Origin of the sequence: Solimonas aquatica (assembly GCF_900111015.1) — a bacterium.
GTDB classification, from domain to species: domain Bacteria; phylum Pseudomonadota; class Gammaproteobacteria; order Nevskiales; family Nevskiaceae; genus Solimonas; species Solimonas aquatica.
The window spans coordinates 41386-61823 of sequence record NZ_FOFS01000012.1 but is presented as its reverse complement, the minus strand read 5'-3'; the positions used below and the strand labels follow the sequence as shown (position 1 = coordinate 61823).

General features: G+C 66.2%; 16 protein-coding genes. 4 read left to right on the top strand and 12 right to left on the bottom strand.

Annotated elements, in window-relative coordinates; all coding sequences use genetic code 11:
* Positions 1–182: 182 nt before the first annotated feature.
* From BMY12_RS15070 to BMY12_RS15020, 12 genes are all read right to left on the bottom strand, one after another.
* Positions 183–1295 carry an S-(hydroxymethyl)glutathione dehydrogenase/class III alcohol dehydrogenase gene (locus BMY12_RS15070; RefSeq protein WP_093288005.1) on the bottom strand — a complete coding sequence of 371 codons (1113 nt, stop codon included), beginning with the start codon at positions 1293–1295 and terminating at the stop codon, positions 183–185.
* A gap of 174 nt (positions 1296–1469) precedes the next feature.
* Entirely contained in the window at positions 1470–2474 is a 1005-nt protein-coding gene (locus BMY12_RS15065; RefSeq protein ID WP_093288002.1) for a VWA domain-containing protein, read from the bottom strand.
* Positions 2471–3058, bottom strand: coding sequence for a hypothetical protein (locus tag BMY12_RS15060; protein WP_093287999.1), 588 nt, complete (start codon positions 3056–3058; stop codon positions 2471–2473). Before BMY12_RS15060 ends, BMY12_RS15065 begins: the two co-directional genes overlap by 4 nt.
* Positions 3046–4035 carry a vWA domain-containing protein gene (locus tag BMY12_RS15055; RefSeq protein WP_177189019.1) on the bottom strand — a complete coding sequence of 330 codons (990 nt, stop codon included), beginning with the start codon at positions 4033–4035 and terminating at the stop codon, positions 3046–3048. The genes BMY12_RS15060 and BMY12_RS15055 overlap by 13 nt, the downstream gene beginning before the upstream one ends.
* Entirely contained in the window at positions 4032–4901 is an 870-nt protein-coding gene (locus tag BMY12_RS20375) for a hypothetical protein (RefSeq protein WP_177189018.1), read from the bottom strand. Before BMY12_RS20375 ends, BMY12_RS15055 begins: the two co-directional genes overlap by 4 nt.
* Entirely contained in the window at positions 4898–5755 is an 858-nt protein-coding gene (locus BMY12_RS15050) for a DUF58 domain-containing protein (RefSeq protein ID WP_093287993.1), read from the bottom strand. Before BMY12_RS15050 ends, BMY12_RS20375 begins: the two co-directional genes overlap by 4 nt.
* Before the next feature lie 169 nt (positions 5756–5924).
* Positions 5925–6980 (bottom strand): AAA family ATPase, encoded by a 1056-nt coding sequence (locus BMY12_RS15045; RefSeq protein ID WP_093287991.1) that lies wholly within the window; start codon positions 6978–6980, stop codon positions 5925–5927.
* A 22-nt stretch (positions 6981–7002) separates the two neighbouring features.
* Complete coding sequence (locus BMY12_RS15040) at positions 7003–7509, bottom strand: c-type cytochrome (RefSeq protein ID WP_245732545.1); 507 nt, start codon at positions 7507–7509, stop codon at positions 7003–7005.
* An 81-nt stretch (positions 7510–7590) separates the two neighbouring features.
* The gene (locus tag BMY12_RS15035) at positions 7591–9246 is read right to left on the bottom strand and encodes a quinoprotein dehydrogenase-associated putative ABC transporter substrate-binding protein (protein WP_093287986.1); all 1656 of its coding nucleotides are present in this window, start codon (positions 9244–9246) and stop codon (positions 7591–7593) included.
* Between the two features lie 95 nt (positions 9247–9341).
* Positions 9342–11153, bottom strand: a complete 1812-nt coding sequence (locus tag BMY12_RS15030; protein WP_436278867.1) for a PQQ-dependent dehydrogenase, methanol/ethanol family — start codon at positions 11151–11153, stop codon at positions 9342–9344.
* A gap of 434 nt (positions 11154–11587) precedes the next feature.
* Complete coding sequence (gene fghA, locus BMY12_RS15025; RefSeq protein WP_093287982.1) at positions 11588–12430, bottom strand: S-formylglutathione hydrolase; 843 nt, start codon at positions 12428–12430, stop codon at positions 11588–11590.
* Positions 12431–12479: 49 nt separating this feature from the next.
* Complete coding sequence (locus tag BMY12_RS15020; RefSeq protein WP_093287980.1) at positions 12480–13559, bottom strand: substrate-binding domain-containing protein; 1080 nt, start codon at positions 13557–13559, stop codon at positions 12480–12482.
* A 166-nt stretch (positions 13560–13725) separates the two neighbouring features.
* On the opposite strand from BMY12_RS15020, the gene BMY12_RS15015 reads away from it, so the two are divergent.
* Genes BMY12_RS15015 through fdhF form a run of 4 tightly spaced genes read left to right on the top strand, consistent with a single transcriptional unit; the run spans position 13726 to position 20437 of the window.
* Complete coding sequence (locus BMY12_RS15015) at positions 13726–15390, top strand: OFA family MFS transporter (RefSeq protein ID WP_093287978.1); 1665 nt, start codon at positions 13726–13728, stop codon at positions 15388–15390.
* Between the two features lie 34 nt (positions 15391–15424).
* A complete protein-coding gene (locus tag BMY12_RS15010) occupies positions 15425–15943 on the top strand; it encodes a formate dehydrogenase subunit gamma (RefSeq protein ID WP_093287976.1) in 519 nt (172 codons plus the stop codon).
* A complete protein-coding gene (locus BMY12_RS15005; RefSeq protein ID WP_093287974.1) occupies positions 15940–17502 on the top strand; it encodes a formate dehydrogenase beta subunit in 1563 nt (520 codons plus the stop codon). The genes BMY12_RS15010 and BMY12_RS15005 overlap by 4 nt, the downstream gene beginning before the upstream one ends.
* A 10-nt stretch (positions 17503–17512) precedes the next feature.
* A complete protein-coding gene (gene fdhF, locus BMY12_RS15000) occupies positions 17513–20437 on the top strand; it encodes a formate dehydrogenase subunit alpha (RefSeq protein ID WP_093287972.1) in 2925 nt (974 codons plus the stop codon).
* The last annotated feature ends 1 nt before the right edge of the window (position 20438 follow it).

Sequence of the window (20438 nt, the reverse complement as noted above, 5' to 3'; positions counted from 1 at the left end):
ACGGGCGGACTCCGTCGCGGTCGAGCGCAGAGCCTACTGCTATTGCTGGTTTGGCGAAAGTCGGACCCGCCTGCCAGGCGACCTGCGGTCGCCGGTTGCCGCAGCGCAGCACGCCGCCGGACCCGCCCCGAGGCGGAGTCCGGGCTGCAACCAGCGGCGGGCTTGGCAGGCCGGCCATGCGCTTAGTAACGGATGACCGAGCGGATCACCTTGCCTTCATGCATCAGATCGAAGGCCTTGTTGATTTCTTCCAGCGGCAGGACTTCGGTGATCATCTCATCGATCCTGATCTCGCCCTGCAGATAACGATCCACATAGCCCGGCAGCTGCGAACGGCCCTTGACGCCGCCGAAAGCCGAGCCGCGCCAGACGCGACCGGTCACCAGCTGGAAGGGCCGCGTGCTGATCTCCTGTCCGGCACCGGCCACACCGATGATCACCGACTCGCCCCAGCCCTTGTGGCAGCACTCCAGGGCCGAACGCATGACGTTGACGTTACCGATGCACTCGAAAGAAAAATCCACGCCGCCATCGGTGAGATCAACGATCACCTGCTGGATCGGCGTGTTGGGGTAATCCTTGGGATTGACGAAGTCGGTGGCGCCCAGCGCCTTGGCCATGTCCCACTTCGAGGGATTGGTGTCCACCGCAATGATGCGGCCGGCCTTGGCCATCACCGCACCCTGCACGACCGACAGGCCGATGCCGCCCAGCCCGAACACCGCAACGCTGTTGCCCGGCTGCACCTTGGCGGTGTTGAGCACCGCGCCGATACCGGTGGTGATTCCGCAGCCCAGCAGGCAGACCTTGTCCAGCGGCGCCTTGGGATTGATCTTGGCCACCGAGATTTCCGGCATCACGGTGTACTCGGAGAAGGTGCTGGTGCCCATGTAATGCAGGATGGTCTTGCCCTTCTGCGAGAAGCGCGAGGTGCCGTCCGGCATCAGGCCCTTGCCCTGCGTGGCGCGGATCTTCTGGCAGAGATTGGTCTTGCCGGAGAGACAGAATTTGCACTCGCCGCATTCGGGCGTGTAGAGCGGAATCACATGATCGCCGGGTTTCACGCTGGTCACGCCCGGCCCCACCTCCTGCACGATGCCGCCGCCCTCGTGGCCGAGAATCACCGGGAACAGCCCTTCGGGATCGGCACCGGACAAGGTGAAGGCATCGGTATGGCAGACGCCGGTGGCGACGATCTTGATCAACACCTCGCCGGCCTTGGGCGCGGCAACCTCCACCTCCTCAATCGAGAGGGGCTTGCCTGCTTCCCAGGCGACTGCGGCTCGTGATTTCATGGTTTCTCCAGCTTTTTCGTAAGTTGGTCGGGTTTTCGTGGTGATGCCGGCTCGGGCGAAACACGCCGGCAGCTTGTAGAGGCTGAACTAGCAGCGTGCATGCCAGCGTATTGTCGCCCGCGTGCTCATACAAATCATGGGCTTGGCTGATCGCATCGGGTTTTGCTCCTTTCTTCAGCGCAGCGCCTGGGTCGGCCGGGCGCCAGCGGTGTGACGGATATGACCCAAGCGCCGTAGAGCAGTCATGCGCGAGGGCAGAAGACAGGCCAGCAGCAGCAGCAGCGCCGAGCCCAGTGCAAACACCGGGCGCAGATCACGCGGCACCTGACGCAGCTCGCCGAGCGATGCAGCGCTCAGCGCGCGATTGAAGTCGCGCTGGCTGCGCAGCGCGCGATACTGCAAGCCCTCGGCATCGGCCAGCTGGCGCAAGGTCTCCACACGCTGCGCCGACTGGAACTCCGGCGCGCCGCGCAGCATCTCCGCCGGCACCGCTTCATCGGGCTGCAGGTTCTGCAGCATCGCGGCGAGATTGGGATTGCCGCCATTACGCACCGCATCCTGCACCTGCCAGTAGCCGACCACCTCGTCGTGCTCGTCGAGCCGCGGCACCGGCCGCTCCTGCTCGCCGCCGACGCCGATCAGCAGACCCTTGAGCTTGCCGCGCTGGGTGCGCAGCTTGTCCAGACGCAGCGCCTCGCGGCGCGGCGCCTCGTCGCCATCGCTGACGAACACCAGATTCAGATGCCGCTCGATCGCCTCGCGCGCGGCGCTCTGCAGGCCGGCGTCGATCTGTGAGTTGCCGCCCCAGGCCATGCGCCAGCTGATGCCGGCCACCACCTTCTCCATCGCCGGATAATGGGCGCAGACTTCCAGCGGCTCGAACACCATCAGAGTCTCGTCGTCGGCAAACAGGCCCAGCGCCGCCAGCGAACCACAGGGCAGCTGGCGCAGACCGGCGATCACCGCCGCGCGCGCCGCCGCCAGCCGTGTCTGCGTGCGCCCGTCCGCATCGGGCTGGTCGGCCACGTTCATGCTCTGGCTGATGTCGATCACGAACAGATACGCGTAGCTCAGGCCCGGCATGGTCAGCTGCGGACGCGCGTACACCGGCAGCAACAGCAGCAATGCCGCGAGCATCAGCAGCAAGCCCTGTGTCGGCCGCAGGCGACGCCGCCTCATGGCAGGCCCCGCATCGGCGTTTCCTGCATGCCGGCCCAGCCATGCTGTTCGGCCTCGTCCAGCTGCAGACGGCTCTCGCGCCGGCTCCAGCCCTGCACGCGCCGCTCGGGACTGAGGCGCTCCAGCAGTTCGAGGTTGTAGCGCGCCTCGCGCAGCTGAGGGTCCAGTTGCAGCGTGGCGCGATAGGCTTCGCGTGCCAGCTGCAGCTGCGCCAGCGCCAGCACATGCGAGCCGCCGCTGGCGATGTCGGCGGCGCGCAGGCCGCGCGCGAAATAGAGATTGCCCAGTGCGAATCGCGCGCGCGCGGCCAGCGCCGGATCGGCGGCGGCATCGGCATCGGCCTGCGCGTAGTACGTGAGCGCCTGGCGCGGCAGCTGCGCGCGCTCGTACCACCAGCCGGCGGCGTAGTGCAGGCGCGGCGAGTCAGGCAGGCTCACGCGCTTGAGCAGCGAGCCGTCCACCATCATCCGGTTATGCGCCGTGGCAGTCTGCAGGCGCAGCGCGCAGAACAAGGCCGTGGCCAGACACAGTGCCAGCGCCAGCCAGGCGAGCAGCGGCGTGAGTGCGCGCTTCATCGCGGCCATGTTTCCAGCTCCAGCGACTTGGCCAGACAGAGCAGCAGCAGCAGCAAGGCGGCGCCGCTGTAGAGATAAGGCGCCAGATCGCGGCGTGGCAGATGCTCCAGATAGTGCGTGGGCAGGTTGGTCATGCGCGCCACCTGCGCCACCGCTTCGCGCATGCCCTGGCTGCTGGTGGCTTCCAGCAGCTGATACGGCACGTCGAGCTTGGCGAAGTAGTCGTGCATGGACTGGCTTTGCGAGAAATTGATGTCGGTGGTGCCGTCGCGCAGCGAGGGCTCGCGTTCACCGCGCGTGTAGATCCAGATCAGCGAGGCGCGCCGCTCGGCGAACAGCCGGCGCAGGCGTTCGCCGTCCTCGCGGGCGATCTGTGCGCCGCCGTCGGACACCAGCAGCAGCACGCGCGAGGCGGTGTAGGGCAGATCGCGGAACTCGTCGAGCGCCAGGGCCAGCGCGCGTGCCAGTGCGGTGAAGCCCAGGCTGCGCGCCTGCGCGCTGGCCAGCGCCGCCTGCGTCATCTCGCGATCATCGGTGAGCGGCGCGGCAGCAATCGGCGAGGACGCAAAGGCCACCACACCGAACATGTCGCCGCGTCGCTGCTGCATGAAGTCCAGCAGCAGTCGCCGCGCGGCGACGATCTTGGCCTCATGCGGCGCCTCGCCCGGCGCGCCGGCTTCACGCCCGTCGCTCAGGTCTTCCGACATGCTGCCGCTGCGATCGAACACCAGCACGATCTGCGCGCCGCTGCCGGTGTGCACGATGCTGCCGCCTTCGGCATAGGGGCCGGCCGCCGCCAGGATCAGGGCGATGAACGCCGTTGCCGCCATCACCCGCAGCGCCGCGAACATCAGCCGCGAAGCCGGGTCCACCGGCAGGAAGGACAGTCCCGGATGGGCATGCTGCGGCAGGCTCTGCCGCCACAGCAGCCAGAAGGCCAGCGGCGCCAGCAACAGCAGCCAGGGCTGCGCCAGACCCAGGCTCATCGCGCGCCCCGCTCGCGTTCGCGCAGGCGCCGGCACAGCGCCAGCACCCGCGTTGCCGGCCACTCGGCCTGCGCCTCGCGACCTTCGTAAAAGACGCCGCGCGCGTGCGCCAGCAGCGCTTCGATGTCTTCGCGCAGCGGCAGCAGATACGGCGCGCGCGCAAACAGCAGCGGCAGATTGTCGGCGTAGAGCGTCTCGCCCGCGCATGCGTTGAAACCATGCTGCACCTCGCGCAGCAAGGCGGCGTATTCGCCATCGCCACCTCCGCGCCAGCGTCGCAGCAGGCGCGCAAACGGCCCGGCGCCGCGCCACACCCCCGGCAGGCGGTCGTTGAGCCAGGCCAGATACAAGGCCAGCAGCAGGCCGGCGCCCAGGCTGAGCGCCAGGCCCCAAGTCGGCAGGCGGGTGGATTCCTGCAGCGGCGCCAGGCTGGCGCGCGGCTGACGCTGCTTCTCGTCGAGCGTGGCCGGCAGCACCGGCGACAGATAGAAGGGCTGCGGCGGCACCTGCAACTTGGGCAGCGCCGACTCGCCGCTCAGCCGCAGCGCAAAGCCCGGCACCGCCAGCTGCAGCGGCTCCTCCACGGCGGCGAACACCTGATAGCGCAGCTGCAGCTGATAATCGCCGCCGCTGCGATGCAGCCGGCGCTCGCGCAGTTCCAGCCAGTGATTGACCGGGCCGATGGCCGGCAGCGAGGCCTCATCCAGACGCGCCCCGCGCGGAAGCGCGATGCGGATTTGCTGGTCGAGAAAGTCGCCGAGCACATAACCGGTGTCGCGCATCTGCGTCTGCACGGCGTAACCCGGCGGCAGCTGCGCCCAGACGGGCGCGGCCAACAGGCACAGGCAGAGCAGCAGGCGCTTCACAAGGCCTCGCGGAAATAAGCATTGAGCAGCTGCGGCGTGAACGGCCCGTCGATGAACAGGGCGCGACGCCCGGCGCGCTGGAACTGCGCCTGCAGCTGCTGCCGGCGTTGCGCATAGGCTTGTTCGAACAGCGGCTGCAGCGCCGGTCGCAGCCAGTAGCTACGCTGCGCGCCGGTTTCCGGATCGCGCAGCCGCGCCAGCCCATGCCGACGCATCGGCGGAGTCTCCAGCGTGTCCCACAGCACCAGGGGCACCACGTCGTGCGCCGCCAGCGCCTGCAGCAGCTCCGGCAGCAGCGCTTGCGGCCAGTGAAAATCGGAAATCAGAAACACCAGCGCGCGGCGTCCCGGCAGACGCGCCGCCGCCTGCAGCAGGCCTTGCGCGCCACGTCCCTGCGGCTGGAACCGGCGCAGGCGCTGCTGCAGCCATTCACCGGCACTGCGGTTGAGCCGCGCCGGCAGGCTCAGCTCCTCACGCAGCTGCTCGTCGGCGGCGAGCATGCCGAAGCGATCGCCGCTGCGCCAGGCCGAATGCGCCAGCGTGGCAACCAGTGTCTGCAGCTGCGCGAACTTGTCCTGCCGGCCCTGATACGTCATCGAGGCCGAGACATCGGCCAGCACATAGAGCTTGAGCGCGACGCTCTGCTGGCAGTCGTGCACCCAGAGACGCTGGTAGGGATCGCGCAGGCTGCTGCGCAGATCCAGGCGGCGCGGATCAGGATGCGCGTGAAACGGCACCGAGGCGCGCAGCTCGTGACCGATGCCGGCCTGCGTGCCGCGATGCATGCCGGGCACCACTCCGCCGGGCTTCCACCGCACCCGATAGTCGACGGTGGTGCTGGGCGTGCCGGCCATGCGCGTCTAGTACCGTGCCCCGGGAATGGCGGAACGAAATGAAACGGATGGATTTTGTCGCAGGGCAAGGCGCGAGAAGGAGCCGTAGCAGGGACTACGGCGACGACGAGCAACGCCGCCATGCGGCAAAAGACCCCGTTTCATGTTTCGATATTTCCGGAGCACGGTACTAGGGTGCGTCTACCTTGCGCAGAATCGCGGCGGTGAACTCACCGGCGATACGCTCGCGCTGCAACTCGTACAGCGGCGTGAAAAACAGGCGGTGCGCCATCACCGCATGAAAGACTTCGCGCAGATCCTCGGGATGCAGATGCTCGCGGCCGGCGAGCCAGGCCGCGACCTTGGCGGCGCGCACCAGCATGCTCATGCCGCGCGGCCCGGCGCCGGAGAGCATCAGCTCGGCGATCTCCACTCCGTCGAGCGCGATGCCGTATTCGCCCGGCCAGTGCGTGGCACGGCGCAGATGCGAGGCGAACTGTTGCACCGCCTCGCCCGCCTGCACCTGTTGCTGGATGGCCTGCGCCACCGCGCCCAGCGCACGGTAGTCGAGCAGCTCCGCAGGCAGGCTTTCGATGAGCTGGTCGGTATCGTGAAAGCGCGTGCCGAACATCAGTTCGCGATGCAGGGCTTCGTCCTGATCCGGCGCGATGGCGATCTCCATGAGGAAACGGTCACGCATCGCGCCCGGCAGCTCGAAGGTTTCCTCCTTCTCGACGCGGTTGCGGTCGGCGAACAGCTGCAGATAAGGAAAGCGCTGCTCGCTGTTGAAGGCGCTGACGCTGCCCTCGGCCATCACGCGCAGCAGCAGCGAATGCACCTGCGGCCGCGCGCGATTGATCTCGTTGAAGAAGAACACCGACAGCTGTTCGCCCTGCGCCAGCAGCGGCCCGGGTTCGACGCCGGGCTTGCCGTCGCGGTCGATATAGGTGTGATAGATGATGTCGTGCGGCATCAGGTCGATGGTGCCTTCGACGCGCTGATAGGCGCCGCCGATGCCGCGCGCTGCCGCGCGCAGCAGCGTGGTCTTGCCGACACCGACATTGCCTTCCAGCAGGACATGCCCACGCGCGAACACCGCGATGCACAGCAGACGCACCGCCGAACGCAGTCCCAGGACCACGCCGTTGAGCGCCGACTCGAAATGCAAGGCGCGCTGCCGCCAGTCCTCGAGCGCGACCTCGCCGGAACCGCCGAGGGCAGCGCGTGCCTGCAGGGGATGGTCCATACCCGGCGCTGGTCTCAGGGCTTCAGGGCGTCGCGGCAGGAGGCGGATCGCCGAACTTGCGCGCCGGTGAACCGTGGAAGTTGGAACGGATGAAGGTGATGATCTTCCACAGATCATCCTCGGTCTTCACGATCACGCCATGCGGCGGCATCGGCCCGACCACGTTCTCGTGGCCCTTGCGCGCATAGCCGGCCGCCTGCAGGTCTTGCGAACCCAGCGCGACCAGGCGGAACAGGGTGTCGTCGTCGCCGCCATACACCCAGGTGTCGTTGGTCAGCGGCGGACACATGCCGCCACCGCCGCCGCCGCCATGGCAACCATTGCAGCCGGACTTGAAGTAAATCTTGCGCCCCTCTTCGACGACGGTGGCGTCGCTGTCGCTATAGGGATTCTTCAGCGTGCCCTTGGCAGCCGCCTTCACGCGCTCGGGCGGCGGCGTGGTGCTGCCTGTTGCCGGCGCGCTTCCCTGCGCAAAAGCAAGGCTGCCCATGAATGCCAGAATCGTTCCGGCCACCACTTTCTTCAACACAGTCTGCCTCCTCGTTGACACGTCGATCATTGCTCTGCACACCGCCGCCATACGTAAAAACTTGTTCACGATGCGGCTGCCTCAGCCGGTCCTGCCGTGCTGGCTGGCTTTCTTCAACACATCCAGCACCGCCTGATTGTCGCGATCACGGGCGATGCTCTGCGCGGTGAAGCCGTCCTGCGCCTGCGCATCGGGATCGGCGCCGGCGCCCAACAGCAATCGGGCCACGTCCACGCGATTGCGTGCGGCGGCGATCATCAGCGCGGTCAGACCGCCGGTGTTCTTCGCATTCACCGCCGCACCACGCTGCACCAGCAGCGTCGCGGTTTCGTCCCAGTCGCCGGCGATGGCCAGCATCAGCGGCGTATAACCGGCCGCACCCACCGCCTTGTTCAGATCGGCGCCCAGCTCGATCAAAGCCTGTGCCGCCTGGGTCTTGCCGTTCTGCGCCGCAATGCACAGGGACGTCAGCCCTTGCGGATTGAGCGCCTCCATCTGTGCGCCATTCGTCACCAGCTTGCGCACCAGTTCCGGGCTGTCACGCCAGACCGCAAACATCAGTGCCGTCCAGCCATCACGGTCGCGCGCCGCGAGGTCGGCGTGGTGCTCGATCAGATAAGCGGCGATTTCCTTGCGATCAGTGCGCACTGCGTTTTGCAGAGCGGTGTAGCCCTCGGTATCGCGGGCATCGACCTTGGCGCCGTGATCCAGCAGATAACGGACACGCGACAGATCGCCGCCGGTCACGGCATTGAGCAACTCGTCGTCAGGATTGGCGCCCTGCTTGAGCCAGATCTTCAGCTGCTCGAGCGTGGCATCGGGCGCATACGCCACCGAGCCTTCCTGCGCCTGGGCAATCTGCGCCGGCTTGTAGGGGCCGTGCGCGAGCAACTCGCCACCGATCACGCAGGCCTCGCATTGCACCAGCGGCACGCCGTAGTCATCGAGAATCTTGCGCAGCTTGTCCTTCTCGCTGATCAGGGCCTGGTTCAGGCGCTGCTGCAACTCGCGATCACCGCGCCGCACCGCCAGCGCCATATCGAATTCCAGGGGCTCGCCGTCCTCGATCACGTTGACCGGCTGCAGCGTGATCGGCGCGTTCTTCATGGTCTTGTAGTAGCCGGCGAATGGGCCCCAGATGCCCACCACATCCAGCTTGCCGTCGATCATCTCCTGAACTTGATAGGAAGCCTGATGCTCGGGCACCCGATCACCGTCGTAGCTCAGAAAATGCGTGACGGTGTTGTTCTTGACGTCGTGCTCGGCCAGCGCGGCGCGGATCGCCGAGGTCTGATAGACGCCGATCTTGAGTTTCTTCAGCCTGGGATCATCGAGATTATTGAAGTGCAGCTTGCGTTCGCTGCGCGAGGCCAGCACGAAGGTGCTGCGATACAGCGGCTGCGTGGTCAGCACCCGCTCCATATCGGCGGGAACATCGAACATCACATCGCAGGTATTGGCATCGAGTGTGCCGCGCAGCAGTCCGCGCTCGGTGGAAGCGCGGTAGTCGTACTGCACCGCCACCCCCAAGGCTGCGGCCAGCACCTCCGCCATCTTGTTCTGGTAACCCTGGGCCTTGTCGTTGGACAGCGGCATGTTGCCGGGGTCGGCACAGACGCGCAGGGCGCGAATCTCGCCGGCGGCTGCGGTCTGCATGAAGGCGCAGCACAGGGCGGCACCGAGCAGCGCGAACCAGGACCCGACGCGACTGCTTTCACATGAGTGTGCTTGCAGCATGGGCGTTTCTCCTCGTTGTTATAGGTGTGTACCGCTCTGGAAAGCGGCGCCCGATGCGCGAGTTCGCATCGGGCGCCGTGTGCGTCGTACTGCTTTTAGTCGACGCGGAAGGTGTACAGCGTGCCGCCTTGCGGAATCTTGTCGAGATTGGCCGCCTTGGTCATGGCGGTGGCACCGATGGCGCCGAACTTGTCATCCAGATCCAGACCGGCGGTGACCGGCAGGCCGATCCAGCCGCCGATGCCGCTCCACACCGACACATACTGCTTGCCGCCCACCTTGTAGGTGATCGGATTGCCGATGATGCCGGAGCCCAGCTTGCGCGACCAAAGCACCTTGCCGGTCTTGCGATCCACCGCGCGGAAGTCGCCACCCAGGCTGCCGTAGAAGGCCAGTCCACCCTCGGTGATCAGCGCGCCGCCCCAGTTCGGATACTGGTCCGGCACTTCCCAGACCGTCTCGCCGGTGAGCACGTTGAACTTCTTGAACTTGCCCGTCACGCCCGGCTTCTCGGGGTACATGTACACATTGGCGAACACATACACCGTGCCCTGTTGCGTGTGGCTGCGTTCCTGCGGCTCCAGCTCCATGCACCAGTTGTTGGTGGGGCAGTAGGCGACGCCCGGCTCGTTGGGATCCAGAGCGCAGGGTTGCTGATCCTTGCCGCCCATCGCGGAAGGACAGGCCTGCACATTGTTGCCCAGACCAAACGGCGAGTGCTCCTTCACCTTCACCGGACGGCCGGTCTTCATGTCGATCTTCTCGGCCCAGTTCGCGGTGACGAACTTGTGCGCGGCGATCAGCGTGCCATCGGTGCGGTCGAGCACGTAGGCAAAGCCGTTGCGGTCGAAGTGCACCAGCACTTTGCGATCCTTGCCGTCGATCTTCCAGTCGGCCAGCATGTTCTCGTTGATGCCGTCATAGTCCCACTGGTCGAACGGCGTCATCTGGTAGGCCCACACCGCTTCGCCGGTCTGCACATTGCGTGCGAAGATGGTCATCGACCACTTGTTGTCCTGCTTGCCGGTGTTGCATTCCTCGTGGGTCTTGAACTGGCAGCGATAGAACGGGCTCCAGAGGCCGGGATTACCGGTGGAGTGGTACACCAGCTTCAGCTCCGGATCGTAGCTGTAGAAGCCCCAGCTCGAGCCGCCGCCGCGCTTCCACTCCTCGCCCGGATAGCTCTTGATCGAGGCGTCGGTGCTGCCGTACTCCGGATGCTTCTTGTTGGTGTTCTTGGTGATGCAGGTGTCCTTGTCCTCACCCGTGGAGTAGCACTGCCAGGCCAGCTTGCCGTCCTTGAGGTTGTAGGCGGAGAAGCGGCCACGCGCGGCGAACTCGTCACCGCCGAAGCCGATCAGCACCTTGTCCTCGGCGATCAAGGGCGCCGGGGTGATGGTTTCGCCCTTGTCCGGGAAGGCGTGCTTGACCACCCAGACTTCCTTGCCGCTCTTGGCATCGAGCGCGATCAGGAAGCCGTCGAGCGTGCCAAACACCACCTTGCCGTCGGCATAGGACAAACCACGGTTGACGGTGTCGCAGCAGGCGCGCGGCACGGCGGACTCGTCGCGGTCGGTGGACTTGGTGTACTTCCAGATGGCCTTGGGATGATCCGGATCGGAAAGATCCAGGGCCTGCACGATATTGGGCCAGCCGCTGATCAGATACATCATCGGCTTGCCGCCATCGGTCACCACCACCGGCTGACCTTCATGGCCACGCAGCGTGCCGCTGGACTGCGACCAGATCATCTGCAGATTGGCGACGTTGCCGGTGTTGATATCAGCGAGTTTGCTGTGTCGGGTCATTGCCAGATCGCCGCCGGGCATGCCCCACTGGTTCGGGTCCTTGGATCGCTGAACTTCTTCTGCGTTACCGAAAGCAGCCGTACAAGCCATGCTGCCCATCAGTAACGCGGCACAGAACCTCACTGCTTTGCGAACATTCATGTGCTGCTCTCCTCAAATCTGAAAGCTGTCGTTTTTTGCCCGCCTCCGCCGCATGCCGCTACGGCGCGACCGACGCCAGATGGCCTGGTCCGGAAGCATCTCCAGACGGCGCGGCTGAACTGACTGCAGTGGCCGTGCCAGCCTTCCGCCATCGAAATTATTGAACTCCTTCATGCACATATGAGCAGCCCGACAAACGGGGCAAGGAAGCCGACCGGCGCGCTGAGTCGGGCCTGCTACGCGTCTGTGGCGCAGATGACCCAGGGGGTTTTGCCGGGGCCAGGCGCCGGAACAGACGCCCGGATGACGCTTGCGCGGGGGCGCGATGCAAAAAAACTGCGCCGCTCTTGCGAGCGGCGCAGCGGTCAGGCAGCGCGTGCAGTCAGCGCGATTCAGGAGCCGAGAATGGCGGCGTGATGCCGAAGGTGATCGGCGATGAAGCTCTGGATGAACCAGTAGGAATGATCGTAGCCTTCGTGCAGGCGCAGCTCGAGCTTCTGGCCGCTGGCATCGGCCGCCGCCTGCAGGGCCTGGGGATGCAGCTGGTTGTCGATGAACTGATCGCTCAGCCCCTGATCCACCAGCATCAGCCCCGGATAAGGCCGGGCGCGCATCAGCAGGCTCGCATCCCAGGCCTCCCACTGCTGGCGATCACTGCCCAGGTAGTTGCTGAAAGCTTTCTCGCCCCAGGGCACCGCCACCGGATTGGCAATCGGCGCAAACGCCGACACCGAGTGCCAGCGCTGCGGATTGCGCAGGGCATTGACCAGCGCGCCGTGACCGCCCATGGAGTGCCCGAAGATGCCGCGCCGATCACTGCGCACCGGGAAATTGGCTTCCACCAGTGCCGGCAGTTCCTCGTTGAGGTAGCGGCTCATGCGGTAGTGCCCGGCCCAGGGCTGTGCGGTGGCGTCGAGGTAGAAGCCGGCGCCGACCCCGAAGTCCCAGGCATCCGCATCACCGGGCAGATTGAGGCCGCGCGGACTGGTATCGCAGGCCACCAGGACCAGCCCCATGTCGGCCGCCAGGCGCTGCGCGCCGGCCTTGATCACGAAGGTTTCCTCATTGCAGGTCAGCCCCGCGAGGTAGTACAGCGCCGGCAGCTTGCGCGCGCTGGCCTGCGGCGGTTCGTAGACAGCAAAGCGCATCTCGGTGCCGGTGGCTTGCGCGGCATGCGCATAGAAGCCCATGCGACCGCCAAAGCAGGCGTGCTGGCTACGGGTTTGCAGGTTCATGCAGGTTCTCCTTGCGCCTTGGGCGCGCTATGCAGGGGCGCTCCGCCGCTCAGGGCCGGAGCAATTCGGGAAAGGTCTCGCCCAGCGTGCTGATCCGGCCGGACTGCAGGCCGTCATAGCCAGGCAAGGCACCGATGGCGTTCTGCAGCTCGGCACTGCGCAGGGCCGAGATCAGGCGCGACATGGTCGCGGAATCGAGAAACTCCTGGTTGCAGATGAAGAAGTAGCGCTCGTTGATCAGCGGAATGAAATCCAGATTGAAGCGTCGCGCCGGCGTCTCCACACCGAAGGCGGCATCGGCCATGCCGCTGGCGACGAAGGCCGCGACCGCCGCATGCGTGTGCTCGCCGGAGTCATAGCCGTCAATGCGATGCACATCGACGCCATCCCGGGCCAGCAGCAGATCAAGCAGCACCCGTGTGCCGGAGCCCACCTGGCGATTGACGAAGCGCACGCCTTCGCGCTGCAGATCGGCAAGCCCGAGAATCTGCCGCGGGTTGCCACGCGCCACCATCAGGCCCTGACGCCGGGTCGCCAGGTAGATCAGGCGCTGCGTGGCCGGCTGCAGCCAGGGCCGGTAGTGCTGCAGCATGGGCAGCTCGAACTCGCCCAGTGGCACATGAAAGCCGGCGATATCGCAGACACCGGCGTTCTGCGCCGCCAGCGCCTCGAAGCTGCTGCGGTATTTCAGGTCCAGCGGAATCTGCTCGCGCGCCAGCCATTCGCGGATCAGCTCCACCGCAAAACCATGGCTGGCCTGCATGCGCAAAATGCCCTGCGCCTTGGACAAGGCGCGCTCCAGCTCCACTTCGAGTTCGGAAGCCAGGCTGTCGAACACCGGTGAAAGCCGCGCCGCGATGCGCTTGTCAGCCCACACCAGCCTCTCGCCCAGCGGCGTGAGCACGGCACCGCGACCCCGGCGACTCTGCACCAGGGGCACGCCGAAGGCGGCATGCCCTTCCTGCAGCAGACCCCAGGCGTAGCGATAAGAAAGCTGCATGCGCCCACAGGCCGCCGCCAGGGTGCCGGTCTCGTGGATGCCGACCAGCAGCTCGACCACGCGAGGCAGCAGCTGACGCTCGTCACCGCGCGCAAGCTGCCATTGCGGCTTGATCGACAGTTTGAACACAGCGCTCCTCAAATAGGTTTTTTTGTACCGAAATAAATGGCGTCGTTACGCCAATTGTTCCGATCTGCGACGTATCAATGCTAGCTTTCTCGCGCCACATGTCAAAACTACACAATGAGATTATGCTGGGCTCTTCCGATGGCCCAGCTCAAGGAGGAGAGAGGCAATGAGCAGCCTGACGATCAGCAGTGCGGGCAGCGAACGCCAGCCCGGGTTTCTCTCGAAAGAGCGCAGCATCGCCGGCCCGAGCTTCAGCCGCTGGCTGGTGCCACCGGCAGCGCTGTGCATCCATCTCTGCATCGGCATGGCCTACGGCTTCTCGGTGTTCTGGCTGCCGCTGTCCAAGGCCCTCGGCATCAGCTCCTCGCTCGCCTGCGCGCCGGACGCCGGTCTCCTGCAGGCGCTCACCACCACCAGCTGCGACTGGAAGATCAGCGAGCTGGGCTGGATGTACACCCTGTTCTTCGTGTTCCTCGGCTGCTCGGCGGCGATCTGGGGCGGCTGGCTGGAACGTGCCGGCCCGCGCAAGGCCGGCGTGGTGGCGGCCTTCTGCTGGTGTGGCGGCCTGGTGATTTCCGCCGGCGGCGTATACCTGCATCAGCTGTGGCTGATGTGGCTGGGCTCCGGCGTGATCGGCGGCATTGGCCTGGGCCTGGGTTACATCTCGCCGGTGTCGACGCTGATCAAGTGGTTTCCCGACCGTCGCGGCATGGCCACCGGCATGGCGATCATGGGCTTTGGCGGCGGCGCGATGATCGGCGCCCCTTTGGCCGACAAACTCATGACGCATTACGCCACGCCGCATTCGGTGGGCGTGTGGGAAACCTTTCTGACGCTCGCCGCGATCTACTTCATGTTCATGATGATCGGCGCGCTGAGTTATCGCGTGCCGCCGCAGGGCTGGGCGCCGCGAGGCTACACGCCAGCGCCGGCCGCCACCGGCCAGACGATGATCACCACGCATGAGGTGCATCTGAACCAGGCACACAAGACGCCGCAGTTCTGGCTGATCTGGGCGGTGCTGTGCCTGAACGTGAGCGCCGGCATCGGCGTGATCGGCATGGCCTCACCGATGCTGCAGGAAGTGTTCGGCGGCAGGCTGCTGGGCCTGGACCTGAGCTTCAACGAACTCGGCGATGCGCAGAAGACGCAGATCGCTGCAATCGCCGCCGGCTTCACCGGCCTGCTCAGCCTGTTCAACATCGGCGGCCGTTTCTTCTGGGCCTCGCTGTCCGACCGTCTCGGCCGCAAGACCACTTACTTCACCTTCTTCGCGCTGGGTTTTGCGCTCTACGCCGCCGCGCCCTGGACCGGCCATCACGGCAGCGTGGCGCTGTTCGTGGCCTGCTTCTGCATCATCCTGTCGATGTACGGTGGCGGCTTCGCCACGGTGCCCGCCTATCTGGCTGACATGTTCGGCACACAGTTCGTGGGCGCCGTCCACGGCCGCCTGCTCACCGCCTGGGCCACTGCCGGCATTCTCGGTCCGGTGATCGTCAATTACTTCCGCGAGTATCAGCTTGCGCACGGCGTGGCCAAGGCGCAGGCCTACGACAGCACCATGTACGTGCTGGCCGCGCTGCTGCTGCTCGGCCTGCTCTGCAATCTGCTGGTGCGCCCGGTCGCCGCCCGCCATTACATGAGCGCGCAGGAACTGGCCGCCGTACGCGCGCAGGCCAGCGAAAGCCCGGTGGTCACCACAGCCGATTCCGGTGCGCAGGCCAGCGGCGCCAGCCATCTCGCCGCCGTGCTGACCTGGACCCTGGTGCTGGTGCCGCTGGCCTGGGGCGTCTGGATCACGGTGCAGAAGGCCGCCGTGCTGTTCCGCTAAAGCCCGCTCGCACCGCGCAGCCAGGAGCCACGCCATGAAAAAAGACCAAGTCATTCCAATCCGCCCCGAGCCCGGCAGCGAACTGCCGCCGGCGCAGCTGACAGCGGTGCGCGCCGCACTCGCGCAGCAACAGCATCGCCCCGGCGCGCTGCTGCCGGTGCTGCACGCGGTGCAGGACGCGCTGGGCTATGTGCCCGCCGAAGCGGTGCCGCTGATTGCCTGGGAGCTGAATCTGTCGCGCGCCGAGGTGCACGGCGTGATCAGCTTCTATCACTACTTCCGGCAGGAGAAACCCGGCCGTCATGTGCTGCAACTGTGCCGCGCCGAAGCCTGTCAGGCCGTGTGCGGCGCAACGCTCGAAGCGCATGCGCAGCAGTGCCTGGGCGTGGGCTTTCATGGCACCACCGCCGATGGCGCGCTGACCCTCGAACCCGTTTACTGCCTGGGCAATTGCGCGCTGGGCCCGAGCGTGATGATTGACGGCGAGCTGCGCGGCCGCGTCAGTCCCGAGCGCTTCGATCACATCGTCGCACAAGCGAGGCAGACGCCATGAGCCGCATCCGCATCTATGTGCCCGGCGACGCCGCGGCGCTTTCGGTCGGCGCCGAGGCCACCGCGCGTGCGATTGCCGCCGAGGCGCGGCAGCGGGGTCTGGGCATCGAACTGATCCGCAACGGCAGCCGCGGCCTGCTGTGGCTGGAACCGCTGGTGGAAGTGCAGACGCCGCAGGGCCGCATCGCTTATGCGCCGGTGCAGGCCGAGGATGTGCGCGCGCTGTTCGATGCCGGCTTTGTCAGCGGCGGCGCGCATGCCTTGCGCCTGGGCGATGTCGAGCAGCATCCGTATTTCAAACGCCAGCAGCGTCTGACGTTCGCGCGCGTGGGCCTGATCGATCCCACCGACATCGAGGACTATCTGGCGCACGGCGGTTATCGTGGCCTGGCCAACGCGCTGATCATGCAGCCGGCGGCCATCGTCATGGCAGTGAGCGAGTCCGGCCTGCGCGGTCGCGGCGGCGCGGCGTTTCCGGCCGGCATCAAATGGCAGACCGTGCTCGCACAGAAGGCCGAGCAGAAGTACATCGTCTGCAATGCCGACGAAGGCGACTCCGGCACCTTCTCGGATCGCATGCTCATGGAAGGTGATCCCTACACGCTCATCGAGGGCATGACGATCGCCGGCATCGCGGTCGGCGCCACACGCGGCTACATCTACCTGCGCTGCGAGTATCCGCACGCCAAACGCGCACTGGAAGCGGCGATTGCGCAGGCACATGCGCGCGGCTACCTGGGCGAGAACCTCCTTGGCAGCGGCCTGCGCTTCGATCTGGAAGTGCGCCTGGGCGCCGGTGCCTACATCTGCGGCGAGGAAACCTCGCTGCTGGAATCGCTGGAAGGCAAGCGCGGCCAGGTGCGCTTCAAGCCGCCGCTGCCGGCCATCGAAGGCCTGTTCGGCAAGCCCACGGTGATCAACAACGTGATCACCCTGGCCAGCGTGCCTCACATCCTGGCGCAGGGCGCGCAAAGCTATCGCGATTACGGCATGGGCCGTTCACGCGGCACCCTGCCCCTGCAGCTCACCGGCAATATCAAGCATGGCGGCCTGTTCGAGATCGCCTTCGGCATGCGCCTGCGCGAGCTGCTCTATGACGTCGGCGGCGGCAGCCTGAGCGGCCGGCCGATCCGTGCGGTGCAGGTCGGCGGTCCGCTGGGCGCTTATCTGCCGGAATCACAGTTCGACACGCCGCTGGATTACGAGGCTTTCGCCGCCATCGGCGCGATGCTCGGCCACGGCGGCATCGTGGTCTTTGATGACCGCGTGGACATGGCGGCGCAGGCACGCTACGCCATGGAATTCTGCGCCGCCGAATCCTGCGGCAAGTGCACGCCCTGCCGCATCGGCTCCACGCGCGGCGTGGAAGTCATCGACCGCCTGCGCGCCGGTGACAATGCGCCGCGCCAGGAAGCGCTGTTGCGCGATCTCTGCGAGACCATGACCCATGGCTCGCTCTGCGCGCTGGGCGGGCTGACGCCATATCCGGTGCTCTCGGCCCTGAATCATTTCCCCGAAGATTTTCGCAGCCAGCCGACCGCCCGCGCGGCGGCGCAGTGAGGTAGACGCCATGCAATCCATCGCCGAACACGATTACGGAACCCCGCCACCGCGCTGGGTGAACATCGGCCAGTCCAGCAGCAGCGCCGCAGCCGAGGCGCCGCTGGTGAGCCTGAACATCGATGGCGTGGAGGTGAGCGTGCCGCAAGGCACTTCGGTGCTGCGCGCCGCTGCGCTCAACGGCATCAACATCCCCAAGCTCTGCGCCACCGATCAGCTCGATGCCTTCGGCTCCTGCCGTCTGTGTCTGGTGCAGATCGAGGGCATGAAGGGCTATCCCGCCTCCTGCACCACGCCGGTGGCGCCGGGCATGAAGGTCACCACGCAGAACGACAAGCTCGCCGCCCTGCGGCGCGGCGTGATGGAGCTGTACATCTCCGATCATCCCCTGGACTGTCTGACCTGCCCGGCCAATGGCCACTGCGAGTTGCAGGACATGGCCGGCGCGGTGGGCTTGCGCGAGGTGCGCTACGGCTACGAAGGCGACAACCACGTGTACGCCAAGCTCGCCGATGGCAGCGTCAACGCGCGCTTCGTGGCCAAGGACGAAAGCAATCCTTACTTCACCTTCGATCCTTCCAAGTGCATCGTCTGCTCGCGCTGCGTGCGCGCCTGCGATGAACAGCAGGGCACGCTGGCGCTGAGCATCCAGGGCCGTGGTTTCGACTCCAAGGTCTCGCCCAGCCAGAACGAAAGCTTCCTGGATTCCGAATGCGTGTCCTGCGGCGCCTGCGTGCAGGCCTGCCCGACCGCGACGCTGTCCGAGAACACACTGATCGCCAAGGGCCAGGCCGAGCACAGCATCGTCACCACCTGCGCCTACTGTGGCGTGGGCTGCTCGTTCCGCGCCGAGATGAAGGGTGAGGAAGTGGTGCGCATGGTGCCGGACAAGGATGGCCAGGCCAATCACGGGCACTCCTGCGTGAAGGGCCGCTTCGCCATCGGTTATGCCACGCATCCGGACCGCATCACCAAGCCCATGATCCGCGCCCGCACCAGCGATCCCTGGCGCGAGGTGAGCTGGGAGGAAGCGATTGCTTATGCCGCCTCCGAGTTCAAGCGCATCCAGAGCCGGTACGGCAAGGGCGCCATCGGCGGCATCACCTCCTCGCGCTGCAGCAACGAGGAAACCTATCTGGTGCAGAAGCTGGTGCGCGCCGGCTTTGGCAACAACAACGTGGATACCTGCGCGCGCGTCTGTCACTCGCCCACCGGTTATGGCCTGCGCCAGACCCTGGGCGAATCCGCCGGCACGCAGAACTTCGATTCGGTGCTGCAGGCCGATGTGATCATGGTGATCGGCGCCAATCCCACCGACGGTCATCCGGTGTTCGCCTCGCTGATGAAGCGCCGCCTGCGTGAAGGCGCCCAGCTGATCGTCGCCGACCCGCGCCGTATCGATCTGGTGCGCAGCCCGCATATCGAGGCAGCCCATCACCTGAAGCTGAAGCCCGGCACCAATGTCGCGCTGGTGAACAGCCTGGCGCACGTGATCGTCACCGAAGGCCTGGTCAACGAGGCCTTCGTGCGCGAACGCTGCGAGCAGCCGGCCTTCGAGAAATGGCGCAAGTTCGTCGCCGATGCACGGCACGCGCCGGAGGCCATGGAAGCGGTGACCGGCGTGCCGGCCGCCGAGCTGCGCGCCGCCGCCCGCCTCTACGCCACCGGCGGCAATGCCGCGATCTATTACGGCCTGGGCGTGACCGAGCATTCGCAGGGTTCGACCATGGTCATGGGCATCGCCAATCTGGCCATGGCCACCGGCAACATCGGCCGCGAGGGCGTGGGCGTGAATCCGCTGCGCGGCCAGAACAATGTGCAGGGCTCCTGCGACATGGGCTCCTTCCCGCACGAGTTTCCGGGCTATCGCCATGTCGCCGACGAAGCCACGCGCACGCAGTTCGAAAAGGCCTGGGGCGTGAGCCTGCTGGCCGAGCCGGGCCTGCGCATTCCCAATATGTTCGAGTCGGCCCTGGATGGTGATTTCAAGGGCCTGTACATCGAAGGCGAGGACATCGCGCAGTCCGATCCCAACACCCAGCACGTCACCGCCGCGCTCAATGCCATGGAGTGCGTGGTGGTGCAGGACCTGTTCCTCAACGAGTCCGCGAAGTTCGCGCATGTGTTCCTGCCCGGGTCCTCCTTCCTGGAGAAGGACGGCACCTTCACCAATGCCGAGCGCCGCATCGCCCGGGTGCGCCGCGTGATGAAACCCAAGGCCGGTTATGCCGACTGGGAAATCACGCAGCTGCTGGCCAATGCCATGGGCTATGCCATGAACTACCGGCACCCGTCCGAGATCATGGACGAAATCGCTGCGCTGACGCCGACCTTCCAGGGCGTGAGCTATGCGCGCCTGGACGAGATGGGCAGCATCCAGTGGCCCTGCAACGAGCAGCAGCCGCAGGGCACGCCGACCATGCATGTCGGCGAGTTCGTGCGCGGCAAGGGTCGCTTCATGATCACCGAGTACGTGCCCACGCACGAGAAGGTGAACACGCGCTATCCGCTGATTCTCACCACCGGCCGCATCCTCTCGCAGTACAACGTCGGCGCGCAGACGCGGCGCACCGAGAACGTGGCCTGGCATCACGAGGACCGTCTGGAGATTCATCCCAGCGACGCCGAGGCGCGCGGCATCGTCGAGAACGACTGGGTGGGCATCGCCAGCCGCGCCGGCGAGACCGTGCTGCGCGCGCATCTCACCGATCGCGTGCAGCCGGGCGTGGTCTACACCACCTTCCACTTCCCGGAATCCGGCGCCAACGTCATCACCACCGACAACTCCGACTGGGCCACCAACTGTCCCGAGTACAAGGTCACCGCCGTGCAGGTCACGCGCGTCAGCCAGCCCTCGCAGTGGCAGCAGCGGTATCGCCAGTTCAGCGAGCGCCAGGCGGAACTGCTGCAGGCGCGCGACAGCGCGGTGAAGTGAA

What these genes read in the sequence shown, in the direction of transcription:
- BMY12_RS15070 (WP_093288005.1), bottom strand. Translation starts at nt 1,295, where the DNA reads ATGAAATCACGAGCCGCAGTCGCCTGGGAAGCAGGCAAGCCCCTCTCG.
- BMY12_RS15065 (WP_093288002.1), bottom strand. Translation starts at nt 2,474, where the DNA reads ATGAGGCGGCGTCGCCTGCGGCCGACACAGGGCTTGCTGCTGATGCTC.
- BMY12_RS15060 (WP_093287999.1), bottom strand. Translation starts at nt 3,058, where the DNA reads ATGGCCGCGATGAAGCGCGCACTCACGCCGCTGCTCGCCTGGCTGGCG.
- BMY12_RS15055 (WP_177189019.1), bottom strand. Translation starts at nt 4,035, where the DNA reads ATGAGCCTGGGTCTGGCGCAGCCCTGGCTGCTGTTGCTGGCGCCGCTG.
- BMY12_RS15050 (WP_093287993.1), bottom strand. Translation starts at nt 5,755, where the DNA reads ATGGCCGGCACGCCCAGCACCACCGTCGACTATCGGGTGCGGTGGAAG.
- BMY12_RS15045 (WP_093287991.1), bottom strand. Translation starts at nt 6,980, where the DNA reads ATGGACCATCCCCTGCAGGCACGCGCTGCCCTCGGCGGTTCCGGCGAG.
- BMY12_RS15035 (WP_093287986.1), bottom strand. Translation starts at nt 9,246, where the DNA reads ATGCTGCAAGCACACTCATGTGAAAGCAGTCGCGTCGGGTCCTGGTTC.
- BMY12_RS15030 (WP_436278867.1), bottom strand. Translation starts at nt 11,153, where the DNA reads ATGGGCAGCATGGCTTGTACGGCTGCTTTCGGTAACGCAGAAGAAGTT.
- fghA (WP_093287982.1), bottom strand. Translation starts at nt 12,430, where the DNA reads ATGAACCTGCAAACCCGTAGCCAGCACGCCTGCTTTGGCGGTCGCATG.
- BMY12_RS15015 (WP_093287978.1), top strand. Translation starts at nt 13,726, where the DNA reads ATGAGCAGCCTGACGATCAGCAGTGCGGGCAGCGAACGCCAGCCCGGG.
- BMY12_RS15010 (WP_093287976.1), top strand. Translation starts at nt 15,425, where the DNA reads ATGAAAAAAGACCAAGTCATTCCAATCCGCCCCGAGCCCGGCAGCGAA.
- BMY12_RS15005 (WP_093287974.1), top strand. Translation starts at nt 15,940, where the DNA reads ATGAGCCGCATCCGCATCTATGTGCCCGGCGACGCCGCGGCGCTTTCG.
- fdhF (WP_093287972.1), top strand. Translation starts at nt 17,513, where the DNA reads ATGCAATCCATCGCCGAACACGATTACGGAACCCCGCCACCGCGCTGG.